This is a genomic window from Spirillospora sp. NPDC052242 (assembly GCF_040679555.1).
GTDB lineage: Bacteria > Actinomycetota > Actinomycetes > Streptosporangiales > Streptosporangiaceae > Spirillospora.
On sequence record NZ_JBFAUZ010000034.1, the window covers coordinates 24,980 to 43,249 of the forward strand.

Annotated in this window: 22 protein-coding genes and 1 riboswitch; of the genes, 9 read left to right on the forward strand and 13 right to left on the reverse strand. The window is 72.7% G+C overall.

The window, feature by feature from the left end:
- Window positions 1-50 precede the first annotated feature (50 nt).
- Window positions 51-578 carry a flavin reductase family protein gene (locus AB0L25_RS26100; protein ID WP_500175311.1) on the forward strand — a complete coding sequence of 176 codons (528 nt, stop codon included), beginning with the start codon at window positions 51-53 and terminating at the stop codon, window positions 576-578.
- Between the two features lie 84 nt (window positions 579-662).
- Here the strand turns inward: AB0L25_RS26100 and AB0L25_RS26105 are convergent, their stop codons facing one another.
- The gene (locus tag AB0L25_RS26105; RefSeq protein ID WP_500175312.1) at window positions 663-1,508 is read right to left on the reverse strand and encodes a WD40/YVTN/BNR-like repeat-containing protein; all 846 of its coding nucleotides are present in this window, start codon (window positions 1,506-1,508) and stop codon (window positions 663-665) included.
- A 131-nt stretch (window positions 1,509-1,639) separates the two neighbouring features.
- Here AB0L25_RS26105 and AB0L25_RS26110 point away from each other — a divergent pair, with 131 nt between their 5' ends.
- Window positions 1,640-2,815: a glycoside hydrolase family 113 protein gene (locus AB0L25_RS26110; RefSeq protein ID WP_500175313.1), complete on the forward strand. Its 1,176-nt coding sequence runs from the start codon at window positions 1,640-1,642 to the stop codon at window positions 2,813-2,815.
- On the opposite strand, the gene AB0L25_RS26115 is transcribed toward AB0L25_RS26110, so the two are convergent.
- Entirely contained in the window at window positions 2,776-3,423 is a 648-nt protein-coding gene (locus AB0L25_RS26115; RefSeq protein WP_500175314.1) for a TetR/AcrR family transcriptional regulator, read from the reverse strand. The two genes, AB0L25_RS26110 and AB0L25_RS26115, sit on opposite strands and share 40 nt — an antisense overlap.
- A 158-nt stretch (window positions 3,424-3,581) precedes the next feature.
- On the opposite strand from AB0L25_RS26115, the gene AB0L25_RS26120 reads away from it, so the two are divergent.
- On the forward strand, window positions 3,582-4,670 hold the full coding sequence (locus AB0L25_RS26120) for a hypothetical protein (RefSeq protein ID WP_500175315.1): 1,089 nt from the start codon (window positions 3,582-3,584) through the stop codon (window positions 4,668-4,670).
- Between the two features lie 53 nt (window positions 4,671-4,723).
- Window positions 4,724-6,523: a hydroxysqualene dehydroxylase gene (locus AB0L25_RS26125; protein ID WP_500175316.1), complete on the forward strand. Its 1,800-nt coding sequence runs from the start codon at window positions 4,724-4,726 to the stop codon at window positions 6,521-6,523.
- Between the two features lie 71 nt (window positions 6,524-6,594).
- On the opposite strand, the gene AB0L25_RS26130 is transcribed toward AB0L25_RS26125, so the two are convergent.
- On the reverse strand, window positions 6,595-7,206 hold the full coding sequence (locus AB0L25_RS26130; protein ID WP_500175317.1) for an HNH endonuclease family protein: 612 nt from the start codon (window positions 7,204-7,206) through the stop codon (window positions 6,595-6,597).
- Between the two features lie 337 nt (window positions 7,207-7,543).
- Between AB0L25_RS26130 and AB0L25_RS26135 the strand changes: the two genes are divergently transcribed.
- The gene (locus AB0L25_RS26135; protein ID WP_500175318.1) at window positions 7,544-7,966 is read left to right on the forward strand and encodes a PPOX class F420-dependent oxidoreductase; all 423 of its coding nucleotides are present in this window, start codon (window positions 7,544-7,546) and stop codon (window positions 7,964-7,966) included.
- Window positions 7,967-7,988: 22 nt separating this feature from the next.
- Here the strand turns inward: AB0L25_RS26135 and AB0L25_RS26140 are convergent, their stop codons facing one another.
- The 4 genes from AB0L25_RS26140 to AB0L25_RS26155 all read right to left on the reverse strand — a co-directional run bounded on the left by AB0L25_RS26140 (window position 7,989) and on the right by AB0L25_RS26155 (window position 10,730).
- Window positions 7,989-8,864, reverse strand: coding sequence for an LLM class F420-dependent oxidoreductase (locus AB0L25_RS26140; protein ID WP_500175319.1), 876 nt, complete (start codon window positions 8,862-8,864; stop codon window positions 7,989-7,991).
- 45 nt (window positions 8,865-8,909) lie between these two features.
- Complete coding sequence (locus AB0L25_RS26145; protein WP_500175320.1) at window positions 8,910-9,374, reverse strand: pyridoxamine 5'-phosphate oxidase family protein; 465 nt, start codon at window positions 9,372-9,374, stop codon at window positions 8,910-8,912.
- Between the two features lie 138 nt (window positions 9,375-9,512).
- Window positions 9,513-10,238, reverse strand: a complete 726-nt coding sequence (locus AB0L25_RS26150; RefSeq protein WP_500175321.1) for a DUF6766 family protein — start codon at window positions 10,236-10,238, stop codon at window positions 9,513-9,515.
- A gap of 93 nt (window positions 10,239-10,331) precedes the next feature.
- Window positions 10,332-10,730, reverse strand: a complete 399-nt coding sequence (locus AB0L25_RS26155) for a hypothetical protein (RefSeq protein ID WP_500175322.1) — start codon at window positions 10,728-10,730, stop codon at window positions 10,332-10,334.
- A gap of 175 nt (window positions 10,731-10,905) precedes the next feature.
- On the opposite strand from AB0L25_RS26155, the gene AB0L25_RS26160 reads away from it, so the two are divergent.
- Window positions 10,906-11,703, forward strand: a complete 798-nt coding sequence (locus AB0L25_RS26160; RefSeq protein WP_500175323.1) for an SAM-dependent methyltransferase — start codon at window positions 10,906-10,908, stop codon at window positions 11,701-11,703.
- A gap of 24 nt (window positions 11,704-11,727) precedes the next feature.
- Here AB0L25_RS26160 and AB0L25_RS26165 read toward each other — a convergent pair whose 3' ends face one another.
- The 3 genes from AB0L25_RS26165 to AB0L25_RS26175 form a co-directional block, all read right to left on the reverse strand.
- Window positions 11,728-12,411, reverse strand: a complete 684-nt coding sequence (locus AB0L25_RS26165) for a TetR/AcrR family transcriptional regulator (protein ID WP_500175324.1) — start codon at window positions 12,409-12,411, stop codon at window positions 11,728-11,730.
- A gap of 132 nt (window positions 12,412-12,543) precedes the next feature.
- Complete coding sequence (locus AB0L25_RS26170; protein ID WP_500175325.1) at window positions 12,544-13,188, reverse strand: M15 family metallopeptidase; 645 nt, start codon at window positions 13,186-13,188, stop codon at window positions 12,544-12,546.
- 3 nt (window positions 13,189-13,191) lie between these two features.
- A riboswitch (cyclic di-AMP (ydaO/yuaA leader) is annotated at window positions 13,192-13,369 on the reverse strand.
- Window positions 13,370-13,505: 136 nt separating this feature from the next.
- Window positions 13,506-14,123 carry a TetR/AcrR family transcriptional regulator gene (locus AB0L25_RS26175; protein ID WP_500175326.1) on the reverse strand — a complete coding sequence of 206 codons (618 nt, stop codon included), beginning with the start codon at window positions 14,121-14,123 and terminating at the stop codon, window positions 13,506-13,508.
- Between the two features lie 94 nt (window positions 14,124-14,217).
- Between AB0L25_RS26175 and AB0L25_RS26180 the strand changes: the two genes are divergently transcribed.
- Window positions 14,218-15,162: an oxygenase MpaB family protein gene (locus AB0L25_RS26180; RefSeq protein ID WP_500175327.1), complete on the forward strand. Its 945-nt coding sequence runs from the start codon at window positions 14,218-14,220 to the stop codon at window positions 15,160-15,162.
- A 66-nt stretch (window positions 15,163-15,228) separates the two neighbouring features.
- On the opposite strand, the gene AB0L25_RS26185 is transcribed toward AB0L25_RS26180, so the two are convergent.
- Together AB0L25_RS26185 and AB0L25_RS26190 are read right to left on the reverse strand one after the other, a co-directional pair.
- A complete protein-coding gene (locus AB0L25_RS26185; RefSeq protein WP_500175328.1) occupies window positions 15,229-15,795 on the reverse strand; it encodes an SUKH-4 family immunity protein in 567 nt (188 codons plus the stop codon).
- Entirely contained in the window at window positions 15,792-16,217 is a 426-nt protein-coding gene (locus AB0L25_RS26190) for an ATP-binding protein (protein WP_500175329.1), read from the reverse strand. Before AB0L25_RS26190 ends, AB0L25_RS26185 begins: the two co-directional genes overlap by 4 nt.
- A gap of 376 nt (window positions 16,218-16,593) precedes the next feature.
- Between AB0L25_RS26190 and AB0L25_RS26195 the strand changes: the two genes are divergently transcribed.
- On the forward strand, window positions 16,594-17,469 hold the full coding sequence (locus AB0L25_RS26195) for a helix-turn-helix domain-containing protein (protein WP_500175330.1): 876 nt from the start codon (window positions 16,594-16,596) through the stop codon (window positions 17,467-17,469).
- 2 nt (window positions 17,470-17,471) lie between these two features.
- Window positions 17,472-17,654 carry a DUF397 domain-containing protein gene (locus AB0L25_RS26200; protein ID WP_500175331.1) on the forward strand — a complete coding sequence of 61 codons (183 nt, stop codon included), beginning with the start codon at window positions 17,472-17,474 and terminating at the stop codon, window positions 17,652-17,654.
- Between the two features lie 64 nt (window positions 17,655-17,718).
- On the opposite strand, the gene AB0L25_RS26205 is transcribed toward AB0L25_RS26200, so the two are convergent.
- Window positions 17,719-18,258 (reverse strand): SMI1/KNR4 family protein, encoded by a 540-nt coding sequence (locus tag AB0L25_RS26205; RefSeq protein WP_500175332.1) that lies wholly within the window; start codon window positions 18,256-18,258, stop codon window positions 17,719-17,721.
- Between the last annotated feature and the right edge of the window lie 12 nt (window positions 18,259-18,270).

An 18,270-nucleotide genomic window follows, 5' to 3' on the forward strand; every position in this document is an offset into this window, starting at 1 on the left:
GCTTTAGCCGCGGCGTCGACGATGGGCCCCCGTCGGTGAAAGGGAAGGGCATGCCTGTGCATACTGTCGGAACGCAGGGCGGGCGCACCGACCCGGACGAATTCCGGGACGTGCTCGGCCGCTTCGCGACCGGGGTGACCGCGGTCACCGGGATCACCGACGGAACGCCGGCCGGCCTGGCGGTGAACTCGTTCGCGTCGGTGTCGCTCGACCCGCCCCTGGTCCTGTTCTGCGTCGCGCACACCAGCCTCACCTGGCCGCGCCTCCGCCACGCCGGAAGGCTCTGCGTCAACGTCCTGGCCGAGCGGCAGGTCGACCTCTCCCGGCGGCTGGCCAAGAGCGGCCCGGAGAAGTTCCGCGGGCTCGACTGGACGGCGTCGCCGTCCGGAGCGCCGATCCTCGACGGAGCGATCGCCTGGGTGGAGTGCGCCGTCACGTCCCGGCATCCCGCGGGAGACCACGACATCATCGTGGCGGAGGTCCACCACATGGGCGCCACGGACACCGATCCGCTGGTCTTCTACCGAGGCCGATACGGCGGCTTCACCGCCCTCCACAACACAGAAGCCCCCCACTGACCCGTCACCCCACCCCGAGCACCCCCGCACGGTGGCGCGGCCAGCAGAAGGGGACCTGCGCGTCGTCCAGTGCTCCGGCCGGTGTCAGGGGGTGGTGTACGCGAGGGCGTCGGTCCCCTCGCCGACGAGCCACATCGTGTTCGTCCCGGGGACTGCGGTGATGGCGTTGAGAAAGGTCCCGTAGGAGCCGAAGTTCACCGCCGTCCACTCCCCGTCCTTGTACCGGTGGAGGGTCTCGCCGCCGTCCGTCGCCCAGACCGTGCCGGACGCGTCGACGGCGAGGTCCTCGAGGAAGCCGTGGGGGTACTCGTCGGGGAAGGGGGCGGCGGTCCAGTCGGTGCCGTCCCAGTGGACGGCGACCCATGCGGTCGTGGCCCAGACCTCGTCCTCCGTCACCGGGACGACCCTCCCGAAACTGCCGAGACCCGGGGGCGTCGGGAGGCTCTTCCAGGACGTCCCGTCGAAGCGGGCCACGGCCAAGGGAGCGGAGGACCCGCCGCCGACCGCCCACATGCCGCTTCCGTCCGGCGCCGCCGCCAAGTCCCGGATGCCGGTCATCCCGTCGGGGAGATCGACGGGAGTCCATGTGCCGCCGGTGCGCCGGAACAGGCCGCGGGTCTCGTCCGGTCCGGAGTAGCCGGCGATCCAGGTTCCCGCCGTCCCCGTGCCGACCGCTTCGAGTTGGAGACCGGACGGCAGGTCGACCTTCTGGAAGGCGGTCCCGTCGAACCGCGCCAGGAAGTCGGCCTCCGACGCGAGTCCGATCGCGGCGATCCACCCCTCGCCCGCCGCCGAGGCGATCCGGTCGATCGGCCCTTCGATCGTCCAGCCGTTGATCGGGTATTCGGTGCCGATGTCGCCGGTGAACAGCGGGCCGCGGGTTCCTTCTCCGGTTCGTCCGGAATGCCCTCCGTCGCGAGGGCTCCGCACCGGCCGGTCGTCGGGGTGCGTCGTGCTCGCGCCGTGCGCCACCAAAGTGGGTCGCGGCGCATACTTCGGTCGCCGCGCCCTAGACGGATGGCAGACGATGCGCCGGGCCGCCGGAGCCGAGACTGTCGCTCATGGGCAACGAACACGCAGGCAGGAGGCGGTTCCTGGCGGGCGCGGGCGCGCTCGGGGCCGCGGCGGTGACGGGACGGGCGGGGGTCGCGCTCGCGGGTAACGGGGAGGCGCCGTCCGGCGGACGGCGCGGGCTGCGGCATCGCGGGGTGTGCTACGCCGTCGAGGACGGCGGAACGCCGGAGACGGGGTGGGACGCCGCGCGGATGCGCGCGGACCTGCGCGCCATCGCCGGGGAACTGCACGCGAGCACGGTGGCGGTGTTCGGCGACGGCGTCCGGCGGCTCACGGCCACCGCCGAGGAGGCCGCCGACCGGGGGCTGCACGTCTGGCTCCAGCCCCGCCTGGCGGACCGGCCGCACGGGGAGATCCTCGACCACCTCGCGGAGACCGGACGGGCGGCCGAGCGGATGCGGAGCCAGGGAGCGCGCGTCCATCTCAGCGTGGGCTGCGAGTTCATCCTGTTCGTGCCGGGGATCGTGCCGGGCGCCGACGTCCTGGAGCGCATCGAGAACATCTCCAAGGGCCACTACGATCCGCGGGAGGCCGCCCGGCGGCTGCGGGAGTTCATCGCGCGCGCCGCGGCCACCGGCAGGTCGGTGTTCGGCGGCGCGCTCACCTACGGGGCCGCGAGCGACGAGGCGGACGCGGACGTCGACTGGGGCCTGTTCGACATCGTCTCCGTCAACTACTACGGCTACCGCCCGGGACGCGCCGGTCACGTGCGCGACCTGCGCAAGTACCGGCGGTTCGGCAAGCCGGTCGCGATCTCCGAGTGCGGCACCTGCACCTTCGAGGGCGCTCCCGAGCACGGCGGGATGGGCTGGGACATCGTCGACTACGAGAAGCCGCGGCCGGAGATCACCGCCGACGTGCGGCGCAGCGAGCGGGCGCAGGCCGCCTACCTGGGGGACGTGTTCGACGCCTTCGAGTCGATGGGCCTGTACTCGGCGACGATCTACAACTTCGTGGCCCCGGACTCGCCCCACTGGCCGCAGCGCCGCTACGACATCGACCTCGCCAGTTACTCCCTCGTGAAGCCGATCTGGGAGTCGCCGGAGCGGCCCGGGAACTGGCACTGGGAGCCGAAGGCGGCGTTCCACGCGATGGCGCGGCGCTTCGCGCGCGCGGGCGGGCGTCAGTCGCCGCGCGCGGGCGGTGCGGGCGGTACGCCGTAGACCGTCAGCCAGATGGTGCGGGCGAGCGTGCGGGCGATCCGCTCGTCGCCCGCGCCCTCGTCGTGGTGGCAGTGCGCCGAGATCGTCCGCTCCACCGTCCAGATCAGCACCCGCGCCGTGGTGGGGGCGTCCAGCTCCGGGTCGACGGTCCCGGCGCGCAGTTCGGCGTCGAGGCGCGCCTGGACGACCTCGGTGAAGCGGCCCATCCGGTCGCGCCAGAAGTCGGCGACGTCGGGGTCGTAGCCGGCTACCTCGGCCAGGGCGCGCAGGACGCGGCGGTGCTCGCGGTACGCGGCGATCATCTGCCGCATGGCGTGGGCGACGCCGTCGACGCCGTCGGCGTGGTCCGCCCGCCACCAGGTGACGGCCTCGCCGAACAGCGCCTCGACCGCCTCCTCGGCGAGCGCGATCAGCAGCCGGCTCTTGTCCGGGAAGTGCAGGTAGAAGGTGGACCGCGCGACCCGCGCGCGCTCGGCGATGCGCTGCACCGGCAGCTCGGTGTAGGGCGTGCCGTCGGCCATCATCTCCGCGGTCGTCCGCAGCACCCGGCGCCGGACGTCCTCGCGCCGCTCCCGGACCTTCCTGCGCGGCTGGGTGGTGGAGGCCATGACGGCAGGGTACCGGCGGCGGCCGCCCCCGGCCGAGGCCACGGTCGGACAGTGTGTCGACACACTGGTTGACAGCGACCCGGCACCGAATCACACTCGGTCCACGGCTCGCCGCAGGGGGCCGGACGTCACGGGGGGCTCAGCCGAGGAGGCTCAACGTGGTACGTCGCTCCACCGCCCGCCGCGCCGCCGCGGCGATCGCGCTCGCCGCCGCCGCGCTCGTCCCGTTCACCGCCGGCCCGGCCGCCGCCCGGTCCGCGCCGGCGCCGGCGGAGGCCGGATCCTGGATCCCGCGCACCGACATCGCGCGCTCCGACCTCACGCAGGTGCCCGGCAAGCTCGCCGAGCCGTCCGACGACGGCCCGCACCCCGGCTCCACCACCGAGTGGTGGTACGTCCACGTGATCGACCCCGCGACGCACCGCACGTTCATCGCGATGCTGTTCACCGAGCCCGTCCCGGCCGCGCTGATCTTCTGGTACCCAGAGGAGGGACCGAAGACGGTCCTGCCGGATCCGGTCGCGAAGGTGACCGCGACGGACGGGCCCGTCGTCGAGAGCAGCGCGGGAAGCCTGCGGTGGGACGCCCGCCGCGGCGCCTACCACCTGCGGTGGCACGGCCTGTTCGCCGAGGCGGATATCTGGTTCGACGACGCGCTGCCGGGCGTGACGGGCGGGCCGATCCGCTACGACGGCCAGACGATGTACTGGACGTCGCCCGTCGCGACGAGCCGGGTGCGCGGCTGGCTCCGGCCGCCCGAGACGTCGTCCCGCATCGACGTGACCGGATGGCGCGGCTACCACGACCACAACTGGGGCCGGTTCAACGTCCTCGACCAGCGCTACTCGGGGTGGGAGTGGGGCGTCTCCCACGAACCGGACGGCTCGGCGACGCTGCTCGGCGGCGTGGTGAAGGGCGACGGGACCTGGCAGGGCGTGGTGGGACGGGTCACGGCCCGCGAGACCTACGGCTGCATGGCGACGATCAAGCTGTCGGACTGGCGGACGTCCGGGCTGTTCAGCTACCCGGACACGACCACGCTGTCGTGCCCGTCCTCGCTGCTCGCGACGCCGGAGGGGCTGCGGGGCGCGCGGCCGGGCATCCGCACGAGCTTCCACGTGGTGGACCCGTTCATCCTCGAGTTCGGGCTGCTCGCGCTGCCCGAGTCGCTCGGCCGCACCGTCCCCGGCTCGCTCGGCCTGATCGAGCACATCCGCACCCTGAAGGCCCGGCTGCCGCAGTCCTGACCGTGTCCCCGACCGGACGTGCCCGCCCCCCCGAACCCCGAGGAGAGATCGCCATGAGCAGGCCGCACGGGCGTCCCGCCGGAACCGTTCCCCCACCGTCCGCCGCCGCCGTCTCGCGGCGCCGGGTCCTCGCCGGCTCGGCCGCCGCCGGCGCGGGCGTCCTGCTGCCCGGGACGGCCGCCCGCGCGGCGGCCGGGCGGGGCGGCCGGACGGTCGCCGTGCTCGGCGGCGGCATGGCCGGGCTGGCCGCCGCCCACGAGCTCGCCGAACGCGGCTTCGCCGTCACCGTCTTCGAGCGCAAGGCCCTCGGCGGCAAGTCGCGGAGCATCCCCGTCCGGGGGACCGGCGCGGACGGCCGCCGCGACCTGCCGGGCGAGCACGGGTTCCGGTTCTTCCCCGGCTTCTACCGGAACGTGCCGGACACGATGCGGCGCATCCCGTTCCCCGGCAACGCGAACGGCGTCCACGACAACCTGCTGCCGCTCACCTCGGCGCGGATCGCCCGCAACGGCGGCCGGTCCGACATCACGGTGCCCGAACCGGCCGCGCCCGGCGGCCTCGACCCGGAGGTGCTGCGGGAGACCGTCACCGGCCTCGTCGAGCAGGCCGCCGCCGTCCCCCCGTCCGAGCTGGCCCTGTTCGTCAACCGCTTCATCGTCTACCTGACCAGCAGCGACGAGCGGCGGTTCGGCGAGTGGGAGCACGTCCCGTGGTGGGAGTACGTGCGCGCGGAGGGCGCGTCCGCGGACTACCGCACGATCGTGGCGCGGTTCCTGACGCGCGGGCTGGTGGCCGTCAAGGAGCGGATCGCCAGCACCCGGACGGTCGGCGCCATGGGCGAGGCGTTCCTGCTGTCGGGCCTCGGCCTCGGCGCGGACGGCGGCCTGGCCCGCATGCTGAACGCGCCGACCAACGAGGCGTGGATCGACCCGTGGGTGCGGTACCTGCGCGGACGCGGCGTGCGTTTCGCGGTCGGGCAGTCCGTCGAGGCGCTGGAGACCGGCGGCGGCCGGATCCGGTCGGTGCGGCTGGTGGACGCGGCGGGCCGCCGCCGGAGCGCGGCGGCGGACTGGTTCGTCTGCGCGGTGCCGGTCGAGCGGGCCCGCGCGCTGCTCTCCCCCGCCGTCCTCGCCCTCGCCCCGGGGCTGGCGTCGCTGCGCGAACTGCGCACCGAATGGATGAACGGGCTGCAGTTCTTCCTGCGGAGCACCCCCGAAGGCATCGGCCAGGAGATCAACTTCATGGATTCGCCCTGGCAGATCACCGCCGTCCTGCAGAGCCGGATCTGGGATCGCGACTTCGCCCGCGACTACGGCGACGGCGAGGTCGCCGACTGCCTCTCCCTGGACATATCCGACTGGGACACGCCGGGAATGCTGTACGGGAAACCCGCCAAGAAATGCACGCGGGCGCAGATCGCCGAGGAGTGCTGGGCGCAGATGAAGGACCATCTGGAGGACACCGGCCGGTCCGTCCTGCCCGACGGCATGCTGCACTCCTGGGTCCTCGACCCGGCGATCGCCTGGCACCCGCCGGCGGGCGGCAACGTCAACGACGAGCCGCTGATGGTGAACACCGTGGGCAGCTGGGAGCACCGGCCGGAGGCCCGGACCGCGATCCCGAACCTGTTCATGGCCGGCGACTACGTCCGCACGAACATCGACCTGGCGACGATGGAGGGCGCGAACGAGTCCGGGCGCGCCGCCGTCAACGCCCTGCTGGACGCGGCGGGCTCCCCCTCCGGGCGCGTCCCGACGTGGCGGCTCTACCGGCCGCCCGAACTGGACGGCCTGAAGGAGATCGACGCCCGGCGGTTCCGCGCCGGACGGCCCAACCTCTTCGACACCGGGTGAACCGGCCGTCCGCGTTCACGGCCCCGGAACCCCGGTGAGCGGGGTCCCGGGGCCGTGTCACCGGTGCGCGGTCAGCACTTGTCCAGCAGGCCGGCGAGGGCGTTGCGCTCCGCCGAGTCGACGGTGAGGCCGTACCGCCACTTCACGTCGATCCACGACCGGGCGTACATGCAGTGGAAGGCCGCGCGGGGCGGCGTCCACTCGGCCGGGTCCTGGTCGCCCTTGGACTGGTTGACGTTGTCGGTGACCGCCCACAGCTGCGAGCTGCCCAGGTCGTTGGCGAACGCCTGGCGGCGGGACGTCGTCCAGCTCGACGCCCCGGAACGCCACGCCTCGGCGAGCGCCACCATGTGGTCGATGTCGATGTCGGACGGCTGCCGCCACGTGGCGCCGTCGTAGGGGCTGTACCAGGAGCCGCTCGTCGGGTAGCAGTCCGAGCCGACCGTGACGTTCTGCCCGTCCCGCTCGAGGACGGTCTCGCGGGTGTTGCAGCCGCCGCCCTGGTCGATCCAGTGCGGGAACTTCTCGCGGTCGTAGCCGCTCATCGAGCCTTCGGCACGGACGGTGAGGGACGCGAGGTGGCTGCGGGCGGTGGCCTCGCCCGGGGGCGGCGGCGGGGCCGCCGAGGCGGACGGTCCGGCGGCGACGAGGACGGCTGCGGCGGCGGCCGACGCTGCGGCCACGGCGGGGAGTCTTTTCACGGGAGACCTCTCGACGGGGGGATTCAGCCGCAGCGTCTCCTAAGTCCGTTATGGACAAACATCGATGCGCAAAACGGGAAATGTCTGACCATTAACGAGGCGTGGGGGTCTCGCGCGATGGAGCGAAGGTGAAATTCCGGCCTCTAGGGCGGGGATGATTCGGCCTGGCCGATATCCGGTCGGCGGGTCAGGCGGAAGGGAACGGGCGCGGACGCGCGGCCCGAACGGGCACTCGCGCGGGCGGGACGCCCGCAGGTGTCGGCGCGATCACGGAGGGTAGGGGCTACGAGCCCAGCGCATCCGGAGAACGGGAGTCCGCATGTCCAAGCCGCCGCTGCCGCGGGAGGCCGGCGCACTGCTCGCCAGGCCCAACCCGTGCGTCATCACGACCCTGCGCTCGGACGGCGCGCCGGTGTCCGCGCCGACCTGGTACCTGTGGGAGGACGACCGGGCGCTCGTCAACATGGACGAGGGCAGGGTGCGTCTCGGGCACATCCGGCGCGACCCGCGGGTCTCCCTCACCGTCCTGGACGGCGAGGACTGGTACACCCACGTCACGCTCATCGGTCACGTCACCGAGGTCCACGAGGATGTGGACCTGCGGGACATCGACCGCCTCTCCCGGCACTACACCGGGGACCCCTACCCCGACCGGACGCGCGCGCGGTTCAACGCGTGGATCCGGGTGGACCGCTGGCACGGCTGGGGCAGGCTGAAGGACAGCGACCAGGCGTCGTCCTGATCGCCGTCCGTTCCGGCGCCCGTCAGGCGGGCAGCAGCGCGGGCGCGAGGCGGCGCCACTCGTCGCGCGGGAAGGCGCTCTGGTCGGCGGTGAGGACCTGCACGCAGACGTGGTCGGCGCCGGCGGCCCGGTGCTCGTCCACCCGGCGCCCGATCGCCTCCTCGTCGCCCCACGCGATCAGGGCGTCGAACAGGCGGTCGCTCACCGACTCCACGTCCTCGGTCGTGAACCCGGAGCGCAGCAGGTTGTTGGCATAGTTCGGCAGCGCCAGGTAGGCGCGCAGCCAGTCGGTCCCGATCGCCCGCGCCTCGTCGCGCGTCCCGCACAGGATCGCGGTCTGCTCCGGGAGGACGAGCGGGCCGTCGCCGAGCGCCTCGCGGGTCCGGCGGGTGTGCTCCGGCGGGACGAGGTACGGGTGCACCCCGCGGCTCCGCTCCTTCGCCGTCTCCTGCATCTTGGGGCCGAGCGCGGCGAGCACCCGGCTCGCGGCGGGCACCGGCGGCTCCGCCCGGTCGAGCCCGTCGAGGAAGGACGCCATCGCGGCGAGCGGCCTGCGGTACCGGCCGGCCTCGTTCGCGTCCACCAGCGGGGCGTGGCTCACCCCGATGCCCATCAGGAAGCGGTCGCCGTGCGCGGCGGTCAGCGACGCGTGCGCGGCGGCGGCGTCCGCCGGCTCGTGCATCCACAGGTTCAGGATGCCGGTCGCGACGACCGTCCGGGAGGTCGCCGCGAGGAGCTCGCCGACCGCGTCGAAGAGCGGCCCGCCGATGTCCGGGATCCACAGCGCGGCGTACCCGAGCTCCTCGAGTTCCGCCGCGGCCTCCGCCGCCTCGCCGCGGTCGCCGTACCGCAACTGCTGGCTCCACACACCGACGCCGGAGATCTCCACAGCACCCATCCTTCGACCGTGAACCGTGAAGATCACGTTACCCGGGACGGCGGATCACGCGAGCCAGCGGCCGTCGCGCATCAGCTCGCGGTCGCGCAGCTCGTTCTCCTCGCGCCAGGCCTGGACGCGCCGCGGGGTGACGCGGAACCAGCGGTACGGCGCGGACTGCGCGCGCGGGTCGAACCCGGTGGTCTCGGCGAACCGGTCGGCCCGCTCCTTCGGCAGGGCGTCGATCTCGAGGACCTCGACCTCGCCGTCGATCACGGTCACGTCGCGGGTGGGCCCGAGGCCCAGCCGGACGGTGCGCGACGCGGCCAGGTTCCGGCCCGTCCGGCTGTCCCGCGGGGTGGCGAGCGTGAGCCGCTCCCCGTCCCAGTCGAACGACAGCGGCACCAGGTACGGCAGGCCGTCCGCCGACGCGCTGGCCACCCACACGTCGACGTCGTGGGCCAGGCGGTGCTCGGTGTCGCGGCGGCGCTCGGCGCGGGAGCGGAACGGGACGCTGGACGGACTGGTCATGGTCACTCCTGGAGTCGGGGGCCGGCGGGGCCGGTCGTTCGGCGTGGCCACAGCATCTCCCGGCGGGCGTGCGGGACGCCTCCGTGCCGGCCACGGAAAGCACCACGGACGGCGGGACGGTGGCGGGTCCGTGTCCGGTCAGCCCTCGACGCCCGTGTCGCCGTGGGACGCCCCGACGGGTTTGGACTCGGGCGACCCGCGCTGCCGCAGGAAGATCGCCAGCACCGCCATCGATCCGACGGCGAGGAACTCCGACTGCCAGTTCTGCAGCGTCCGGGACCAGAAGTCGGCGCCCGTCACGTACTCGGTCCACGAGACCGTGTCCTCGTACGAGCCCAGCTGGTCGGAGTTGTAGGCGGCTCGCCCGGTGATCGACTGCACCAGCCACGACAGCAGGAAGATCGTGCCCATCACCAGGCCCAGCGAGCGGGAGAAGAGGACGCCGCGGACGCCGCGCGCCGCCGCCCAGCGCGGCGAGTCGGCGCGGGCGTGCTCCCCGATGTGCTGCTCCTCCTCCGACTCGGTGCCGGCCTTCCCCGGCTCCTTCGACTCCGGCGAGCCGCGTTGCAGCAGCCACACCGTGACGAAGATGTAGAGGAAGAACTGCAGGTACTCGGACTGCCAGTTCTCCGCGACGTCCACCGCGAACGACGATCCGGTCACGTAGTCCAGGAGCGACACCGGCTCGCCGCCCTCGGCGACGCGCTGCTCGTTGTAGAGCGCCGCCCCGGCGAAGATCTGGCCGAGGAGCGCCAGCGCCAGCGCCAGGAAGAAGAACAGCGACAGGCCGTTGTCGTAGACGAACCCGGCGAACCGGCCGTGCCGGTGCCCGGCCTCGCCCCGCTCCGACGCCGGGGCGCTCATCGGTGCAGCAGCCCGATCACGGCCAGGTAGGCGAGCCCGCCCCCGATCACCAGCAGCGTCACCGCGAACATCGTCCGCACGGCCCGCCTCCCCTCACGCCTCGAACTCGCAGTCGAACGGGCGTCCCGAACGCGGCTCGCACCCGGCGGCCGTCACCTTCCAGCCGGATCCCCACCGGGTGAGGAACACCCAGCCGGACCCGACGCGCGCCCGCGCCCGGTCGCCCCAGACCTCGACCGCGCCGGCCTCGTTCCCCGACAGGCCCAGCCGCACGATCTGCCGGTCGCACCGGGCGCCGGCCGTCTCCAGGCCGTCGACCGCCCGCGGGACGAGCGCGGCGCACGCCGCCCGGCCGTCGCCGGTCTGCGCGGCCCGCACCATGCCGACGGCGGTACGCGCGACGTCGTCCTCCTCGTCTGCCGCCGCGCAGCCGGCCGCCGGCAGGACGATCGCCAGGAGCGCGGCGGCGCTCCGGATCGTCCGTGCGGTCATGCCCCGGGGCTACCCTGCGGAGCGGATCATGAACATCGGGGCGGCCGCGCGCTCGCCGGTGCAGTGGTACGCGGGCGGTCGCGGACGAGTTTCGTCCGAACAGGTCCAAAGGGCCGGTTCGCCGCTACGCTGCAAGTAAATGATCACACCGGCTCCCCGCTAGGAAGCGACCTCCATGACCGAGAACCCCCCGGCGGACCTGCGCACCGACGAGCCGCACCCGGCCCGGGTCTACGACTTCTACCTCGGCGGCAAAGACCACTTCGCGGCCGACCGCGCGTTCGGCGGGCAGGTGCTGAAGATCTGCCCGCAGCTGCGGCCGCTGGCGCTCGCCAACCGCAGGTTCCTGGCCCGCTCCGTCGCCGTGCTCGCGGGCGAGCACGGCGTCCGCCAGTTCCTCGACCTCGGCACCGGACTGCCGACCTCGCCCAACCTGCACGAGGTCGCGCAGGGCGTGGCCCCCGAGTCCCGCGTGGTGTACGTCGACAACGACCCGATCGTGCTCGCCCACGCCCGCGCGCTGCTGACCAGCCGTCCCGAGGGCGCGACCGCCTACATCGACTCCGACGTCGTCGACATCGACCGCATCCTGCAGGAGGCGGCCCGGACGCTCGACTTCGGCGAGCCGGTCGCGGTGAGCGCGCTGGCCCTGTTCCACTTCCTGCCCGACCCCAAGCCCGCCGAGCTGCTGGCCCGCCTCCGCGACCGGCTCGTCCCGGGCAGCTTCCTCACGATCAGCCACGTGCTCCCGGCTCTCCAGGACGTCGCGGCCGCGTACCAGGGCACGATGGGCCTGGGGACGCTGCGGGACCGGGACGAGATCACCGCGCTGTTCGCCGATTTCGAGCTGCTGGAGCCCGGCCTGGTCGACCCGTTCCGCTGGCGCCCCGAACTGGACCCGGCCGAGAAGGAGCCCGGCGACGAGATCGAGAACCTGGGAGCCTGCGGGGTCGCCCGCAAGCCCGAGAGGTGACCCGACCGTAGCGGGGCCCGGGCCTCACCGTTCCCGCGGGCGGGCGTTCCCGTCCTCCGCTCCGGTGTCCGCCGGTGTGATCGCGCGGAGGCAGAACGCCGTGACGCGCTCCACGTCGCCGTCCGTGGGCTCGGTGCCGCCCCACACGTAGTCCGCCAGCAGGCCGAAGGTCGCGTGCGCGGCGAGCGAGGCGTCCAGGAGGGGGTCGACGCTGCCCAGTTCGCGGAACGGCCCGGGCAGCAGTTCGGCGAGGCGGCCGCTGGCGACGGGCGGCTTGGACCCGGCCAGTTCGCTGAGCGCCCCGGCGTTCCACAGGACCGCGCGGGTCGTGGCGGCGATCTCCTCCCGGGCCTGGGTGAACACCCCGCCGACCCAGGCGCGCACCTGCCCCTGCGGGGTCGGCTCCTTGGCCATCTGGTGCGCGACGTAGCCGTGCAGGCGTTCGGTCCCGTCCTCGAGCAGCGCGGCGACCAGCGCGTCCTTCGAGCGGAAGTGCCGGTAGAACGCCTCGTTGGACAGTCCCGCGGCGCCCACGATGTCGGCGACGCGCGGGCGCGACGCGGTGCCGCGCTCCCGCATCACCTCGAGCGCGGCGTCGAGGAGGCGGCGCACCTCCCCGGCGTAGACCTCGCCCCGCTTGGCCAGGGTGCGCCGGGCGATGCGGCTCGCGACGTCGTCCGACCGGCCGGAAACTTGATTCTCGCTCACACGAATCGGATTCTTGCACCGGTCGGGGCGGGGCGCAACGCCGACCGCGACGCCGACCCGTGGCGCCCGGGGACGAGCGGAGGGGCCGCCCGCCCCCGGACGTTCGGAGCCCGCCGGGGCGCCGGGGGGACGTCAGTCGTCCTGGCCGACGTCGAACTCCCAGTGCCAGGGCTCGTACGGGTTGCTGTAGGCCCAGTCCGGGTGGATCCAGCCGTAGTCCTCGGCGTTGTCCTCCAGCCACTCGAACTGCGGCGTGCCCTCTTCCTCGACGCCGCCGCACAGGTCGGCGGCGATGCCGAGGCCGTGCTTGCTGTTGCCGGGGGCCGCCGCCATGCCCGCGGGCATGCTCTCGTACAGCTCTTCCTGCCGCTCGTAGCTCCGGTAGGAGCTGCGGACGCACATCTCCTCGCCGAACCGCTCGTGGTAGGCGGCGTTCAGCTTGTAGAACGCCGCGGCCGCGTCGGCCCGGAGCGACTCGTCCTCCTGCGGAAGCGGGCACAGCTCCTCGTCCGGGATGCGGCCGTTGTCGTACTCGAGCTCGGCGGCCTCCTCCGGCTTGCAGTCGGCCGGGAGCTTCGGGGGTCCGCTCTCGCGCTCCTTGGGAGCCGCCGACGGCGCGGCGTGGTTCGCCGAGAGCGCCGCGGCTCGCGGTCCGCCGCCGGGGTCCTCGCCGCCGCCCGCGGACGCCAGCCCGAGGGATCCGGCGAAGATGCCCGCGAGGGCCATCCCGGCCAGCGGGGCGGAGAATTTGGTCTTGATGACGTGCCGACCTGTCACGACTGCTCCTTCCATGCCGCCTACCGGGTTAGCTGACGGATTCGGGCATGGAAGACGCCCTACGACGCCTCGTGGCGAGGCGTCGATTCACCCCTGCGAAGCGACGCGGACCGGCCGGTCCGGGCGTCGATCGCGCTGGTTCCCCGGCTCCGCGCGGACGCGGACTCGGCGTCGCCGCCGCCACCCGCACGCACGCGTGCCGGGTGACGCGGACACTGATCGATGATCCGGGCGCCCCTCCGGGCGCCAATGTGGGCATGACGGTACCAAAGCCCCAAAAGACCGCAAAGGGGAGGCCAAGTCCGCCCCGGCCGCGGTCAGCCCCGCAGGTAGCCGATGACCAGGTCGGCGAGCTCGTCCACCATGCGCTCGTGCGGGACGGCCGGACGGTCGAGCACGTACCGCACCGAGACCGAGCCGACGATCTCGGTCAGCATCCACAGCGTCGTGTCGACGTCCAGGTCCTCGCGGAAGTCGGCCCGGTTCAGCAGCAGCTGGACGCGGACCAGGTCGGTCAGCCGCCGCTGCAGCCCCGCGAGCTTGTCGAACGGGCCGAGCCGCGGGATCTGCTCGACGATGATGCGCAGCAGGTCGGCGTGCTCCTCGAAGAGCCGGATCTGGACGTCCAGGAGGGCGCGGCCGGCGACCGGCCACGGCTCGGTCATCGTGGCGTCGATCTGGGCGCCGAGCCGCTCGGTGAGGTGGTCGGCGAACCGGTCGACCACCGCGACCATGATGGCGTCCTTGTTCGGGAAGTACTGGTAGAGCGATCCGTTGCTGATCCCCGCGGCCGCGGCGATGCGGTTGGTGGACGCGCCGTCGTACCCGCGCTCGGCGAGAACGCGAGTGGCGGCGTCCAGGATCGCCTCGACCGTGCGGCGCGAGCGGTCCTGCCGGGGGATTCTGCGGGGCGTCAGTCCAGGTGGGCGGCTCATGCGGCACCTCACAGCGAACGCGACTTGTAAGCGACTGCTTATTCGCGTTCAACTTATCCCGTAGCCCCCTGTGCGCGGAAGGAATGACGAGGAGATGACGACCGAGGAGATGACGACCGGGCAGACGGCGACCGGGCAGACGGCGACCGGGCAGATCGTCCCGGCCCGGGAGAACGTCCGGGAACCGGTCCCCTTCGGGCCGGGCTCGATCCTGTGGGACACGATGGGCCTGTACAGCTCGGCGGTGGCCGGCAACAGCGTCTTCATCCTGCAGTCCATGCATCCGGCGATCGGCACCGTGGTGGACCGCCTGTCGAGCTTCCGCACCGACCCGGTCGGACGCGCCATGCGCAGCTTCGCGTCGGTGCAGACCTGGGTCTACGGCGGGCAGGAGGCCATCGACGAGGGCCGCCGCCTCCGGGAGATGCACAAGCCGCTCAGCGCGGTCGACGAGGACGGGAACCGGCACCACGCGCTGTCCGCGGAGCCGTGGGCGTGGGTGCACCTGACCGGCTTCTACGCCGCGGTCACCGCGTCCCGCTACTTCGCGCCGGAGCCGATGAGCGACGAGGAGCAGAAGCAGGTCTACGAGGAGTTCCTCGACCTCGGCCGCATCCTGCGGGTGCCCGAGCGGATGTTCCCGGCGACGATCGCCGACTACTGGGACTACTTCGACGACATGGTCGAGAACACGCTCGTCCCGCACCGGGTCGCGCTCGAAGTCCTGGACAGCATGGACAAGGTCCCCCCGAACGTCCCGGCGCGGCTGCGGCCGGTGGTGGCGCCGCTGAGCCTCGTCGGGGGCAGGCTCGGCCGGCTCGTCACGGTCGGCACGCTGCCGCCCGCCGCCCGCGCCAAGCTCGGCCTCTCCTGGACGGCCGCGGACGAGCGCCGCCTGCGCGCCGTCGGGGCGGTCATCGGCCGCGGCACGCCGCTGCTGCCCGAACGGCTCCGGTACATGCCGATCGCCTACCGGGCGCGGGAGGCGGCGCGGGCGCAGGAGAAGCTGCGCAAGGTCCTCGCCGAACGCCCCCTCTGACCCGCCGACCACCGCGCACGACCACCGTGTCGGCGACGGGCGTGGCGTCCGGCCAGGCGGGCGCGCTCAGCCCGGCGTCCGGCGGCGCCCGTACTCGCGGGCGAGCAGGTCGGACGGCATCGCGGGCCACCGGCTCAGCGCGCCCGTGTCACGGTCCACGATCAGCACGGGGCTGAGGTCGTCGGCCGCGATCTCGGCGGGCCGCACGATGAAGCCGTCCCGGAACTCCTCGACCGACACCGGGACCGGGCGCCCGCCCAGGCAGGCGTCCGCCCGCCGCCACGCCTCCGCCCGGTCGACGGGCGCCGGACGGACGGCGTAGGCGGCCAGGACGTCGGCCACCCCGTGCAGCGTCCGGCACTCGGCCGTCCCGCACCCCCGGCAGATCGGCGCGCCGCTCGGGTCGCTCCCGGGCCGGTGCGCCGACAGGACGCAGGTCAGCGCGGCCGTGCAGGCCAGCGCGAGCCGCCGCGCCTCCCGGACGAACTCCCGGGTGTGCGGGTCGAGGCGCGCCTCGCCCAGCTCGGCGACGAACCCGTCGATCGCCCGGTCGTCCGCGCGCATCGCCGCCGACATCGCGGAGCGGACCCGCTGATGGACCTGGTCGTGGGTCCAGGCCGCCGGACGCCTCACGCCGACCACTCCCCCGCGAACAGCGCCGACACCGTGCGGCCCCGGTCGTCGCCGTGCCAGCCCCAGCTCGCGGCGAGGAGGGCGATGGTGTGCAGGCCGCGCCCGGACTCGTCCAGGTCCCCGGCCTTCCGGCATACCGGCTCGCCCGGCCCGCCCTGATCGGTGACCGCCACGCGGACACCGTCCCGCGCGTGCACCAGCTCGACGGCGAACCGGCCGCCGCACTCCCCGGACCGGGTGTGCCGGAGCGCGTTGACGACGAGTTCGTCGGCGGCGAGCAGGACGTCGTCCAGGTAAGGGCAGCCGGCCAGCAGGCAGCCGACGAACCGCCGGACCGCGCGGGCCTGTTCGGGACCGCCGGGGAACGAGCGCCGCCAGCGCAGCGGCGCGGGCTCGGCTTCCAGAGACGGCGACGAAGACATGATCGATCACCTCGGTTCACGGGTGGAGACGATGTTGCGGATCTGTCGGGTCACCCCGGCTTCCACGACCCCATCGTCACAGCAGGTCACCATCCGAGCACGAGAAACCGCCTGAAAGGCGTCCCCGGAGAGCCGATCGGGGCGATCAGATTTCGGGCGACCAGGTTCTCGCCGCGTCAAATCTTGAATGTGCAGAACTTGCTCGCCCGGATGTTCGAACCCGACAACCCTCTGACCTGGACTTTTTCGAAGACGGTCACCTCGTCGTGACCAATCCGGTTGCGAGGCTTGACCAGATGCACAAAGTTATTGATCTGTACGCAGCGTGATGATCGCAGGTCGTCACGGCCCGACATCCGTTCAAGGGGGAGCGGGAATGCCGAGTGCCTACCTCCGTCGCCGACGGCTCGCCGTCGAGATGCGCAAGCTGCGCGAAGAGCGCGGCGTGACCGTCGAGGAAGTCGCGGGGCGCATCTACCTGTCCAAGTCCAAGATCACCCGGCTGGAGAACGCCCAACTCCGGCCGGAACTCGCCGACATCATGACCATGCTCGACATCTACGAGGCCACACCTCAGCAGCAGGAGAGGCTCCTGCGCCTCGCCCGCGAGGCGGCACAGCGGGGCTGGTGGGACGGCTACGGCATGTCCATGGGCCCTCGTCAGAAGATCGCCGCCGACTTCGAGAGCAGCGCCCAGACCATCCGCAGCTACGACCAGACCGCGATGCCGGGAGTCCTACAGACTCGCGAGTTTCTGGCTGCACTGATCGAACTCGATCAACTCCAGGGGACACCGGACTACGTGCCGGAACGGCTGGCCGAGGCACGCGAACACCGGCAGCAGGAGCTACTGCGGCCCGACGGCCCCACCTACGAGACCATCCTCGATGAGTGCGTCATCCACCGACTGGCCGTGCCGCCGGACGTGAAGGCGGCGCAAATACGGCACCTGACCACAGTGGTAAAGAACGAAGAGCGAATCACCGTCCGAGTCCTTCCGCACGATGCCCCACTTCCGGGCGGCACGCTGCCGCAGTGCTCGTTCTACCTCTACACGTTCGCGGACGCCGGCGACCCCCCGGCAGCGGTAGTCGATACCGTCACCACCGATCTCGTCCTCACACAACGCAAAGAGCTCACGAGATACACCAAGATGTACGACCGCCTCCGAAATGCCTCGCTGTCTCCCGGGGAAAGCGTCGCCTTCCTCAACCGGGTAGCCGACCGGCTCGCCGACCAGGCAGGATCGTGAGCATGACCAAGCACTACAACGGCTGGCGCAAATCACGGCACAGCAATCCGGACGGCCACTGCGTCGAAGTCGCCCAGGCGGCCGACGGGACGGTCGGCGTCCGGGACTCCAAGGCGGCTCCCGCCTCGCCGATCCTCGAACTGACCCGCGCGGAGTGGAGGGCCTTCCTCTCCCGGATCCGCTGAGCACGGAACGGGCCGTCCCTCTGCACAAGGAGGTCGGCCCGTTCCGTTCGGCGCGGACGTCGCGCTACTCGTCGGCGTAGGGCTTGAAGAGCACGTCGCGGTCCATCCACGACTCGTTGAGCAGCTCGCCGGGCACCTCACCTTGGACAATGCCCAGGAGAAGGTCTGTGGTGAGCAGGTCGTACCGCTCCCACACTTCGCCGTTGCGGTCCGAGGCCCGGATCGGGTACGGATCGGCCGCCGCCTCGGGTGAGACCTGCCAGTAGAGCGTGCCCCCCGTGCCGGTCGAGGCCCAGGGCAGCAGCCTGGAAGCAGGGGCGAGGTCGTCGGGTGGTCTCACGACCTCGTCCTCGAACAGCTCTTGGAGCTGTTCGAACTCCAACCCAGATTCCTCGAGATCGACGTGCTTGAAGCCGGGGCCGGGCGCCGGGACGTGGAGCCTCAAGTAGTCGAGCCAGAGTCCGCCGCCGCCTGCGTCGAGAAGCTCGCGATAGTCCTGCGGGACGGGCGCCCCGAGCCGGTGCTCGACCCGTTCCCAGTCGAACGGAGTGGCGGGCCTCGCGAGGCGGGCCGCTTCGATGAGCTGCCGGGCACTGGTCGTCATGCGGGTCCACGA

What these genes read in the sequence shown, in the direction of transcription:
- AB0L25_RS26100 (WP_500175311.1), top strand. Translation starts at nt 51, where the DNA reads ATGCCTGTGCATACTGTCGGAACGCAGGGCGGGCGCACCGACCCGGAC.
- AB0L25_RS26110 (WP_500175313.1), top strand. Translation starts at nt 1,640, where the DNA reads ATGGGCAACGAACACGCAGGCAGGAGGCGGTTCCTGGCGGGCGCGGGC.
- AB0L25_RS26115 (WP_500175314.1), bottom strand. Translation starts at nt 3,423, where the DNA reads ATGGCCTCCACCACCCAGCCGCGCAGGAAGGTCCGGGAGCGGCGCGAG.
- AB0L25_RS26125 (WP_500175316.1), top strand. Translation starts at nt 4,724, where the DNA reads ATGAGCAGGCCGCACGGGCGTCCCGCCGGAACCGTTCCCCCACCGTCC.
- AB0L25_RS26135 (WP_500175318.1), top strand. Translation starts at nt 7,544, where the DNA reads ATGTCCAAGCCGCCGCTGCCGCGGGAGGCCGGCGCACTGCTCGCCAGG.
- AB0L25_RS26140 (WP_500175319.1), bottom strand. Translation starts at nt 8,864, where the DNA reads ATGGGTGCTGTGGAGATCTCCGGCGTCGGTGTGTGGAGCCAGCAGTTG.
- AB0L25_RS26145 (WP_500175320.1), bottom strand. Translation starts at nt 9,374, where the DNA reads ATGACCAGTCCGTCCAGCGTCCCGTTCCGCTCCCGCGCCGAGCGCCGC.
- AB0L25_RS26150 (WP_500175321.1), bottom strand. Translation starts at nt 10,238, where the DNA reads ATGAGCGCCCCGGCGTCGGAGCGGGGCGAGGCCGGGCACCGGCACGGC.
- AB0L25_RS26155 (WP_500175322.1), bottom strand. Translation starts at nt 10,730, where the DNA reads ATGACCGCACGGACGATCCGGAGCGCCGCCGCGCTCCTGGCGATCGTC.
- AB0L25_RS26160 (WP_500175323.1), top strand. Translation starts at nt 10,906, where the DNA reads ATGACCGAGAACCCCCCGGCGGACCTGCGCACCGACGAGCCGCACCCG.
- AB0L25_RS26175 (WP_500175326.1), bottom strand. Translation starts at nt 14,123, where the DNA reads ATGAGCCGCCCACCTGGACTGACGCCCCGCAGAATCCCCCGGCAGGAC.
- AB0L25_RS26180 (WP_500175327.1), top strand. Translation starts at nt 14,218, where the DNA reads ATGACGACCGAGGAGATGACGACCGGGCAGACGGCGACCGGGCAGACG.
- AB0L25_RS26190 (WP_500175329.1), bottom strand. Translation starts at nt 16,217, where the DNA reads ATGTCTTCGTCGCCGTCTCTGGAAGCCGAGCCCGCGCCGCTGCGCTGG.
- AB0L25_RS26195 (WP_500175330.1), top strand. Translation starts at nt 16,594, where the DNA reads ATGCCGAGTGCCTACCTCCGTCGCCGACGGCTCGCCGTCGAGATGCGC.
- AB0L25_RS26200 (WP_500175331.1), top strand. Translation starts at nt 17,472, where the DNA reads ATGACCAAGCACTACAACGGCTGGCGCAAATCACGGCACAGCAATCCG.
- AB0L25_RS26205 (WP_500175332.1), bottom strand. Translation starts at nt 18,258, where the DNA reads ATGACGACCAGTGCCCGGCAGCTCATCGAAGCGGCCCGCCTCGCGAGG.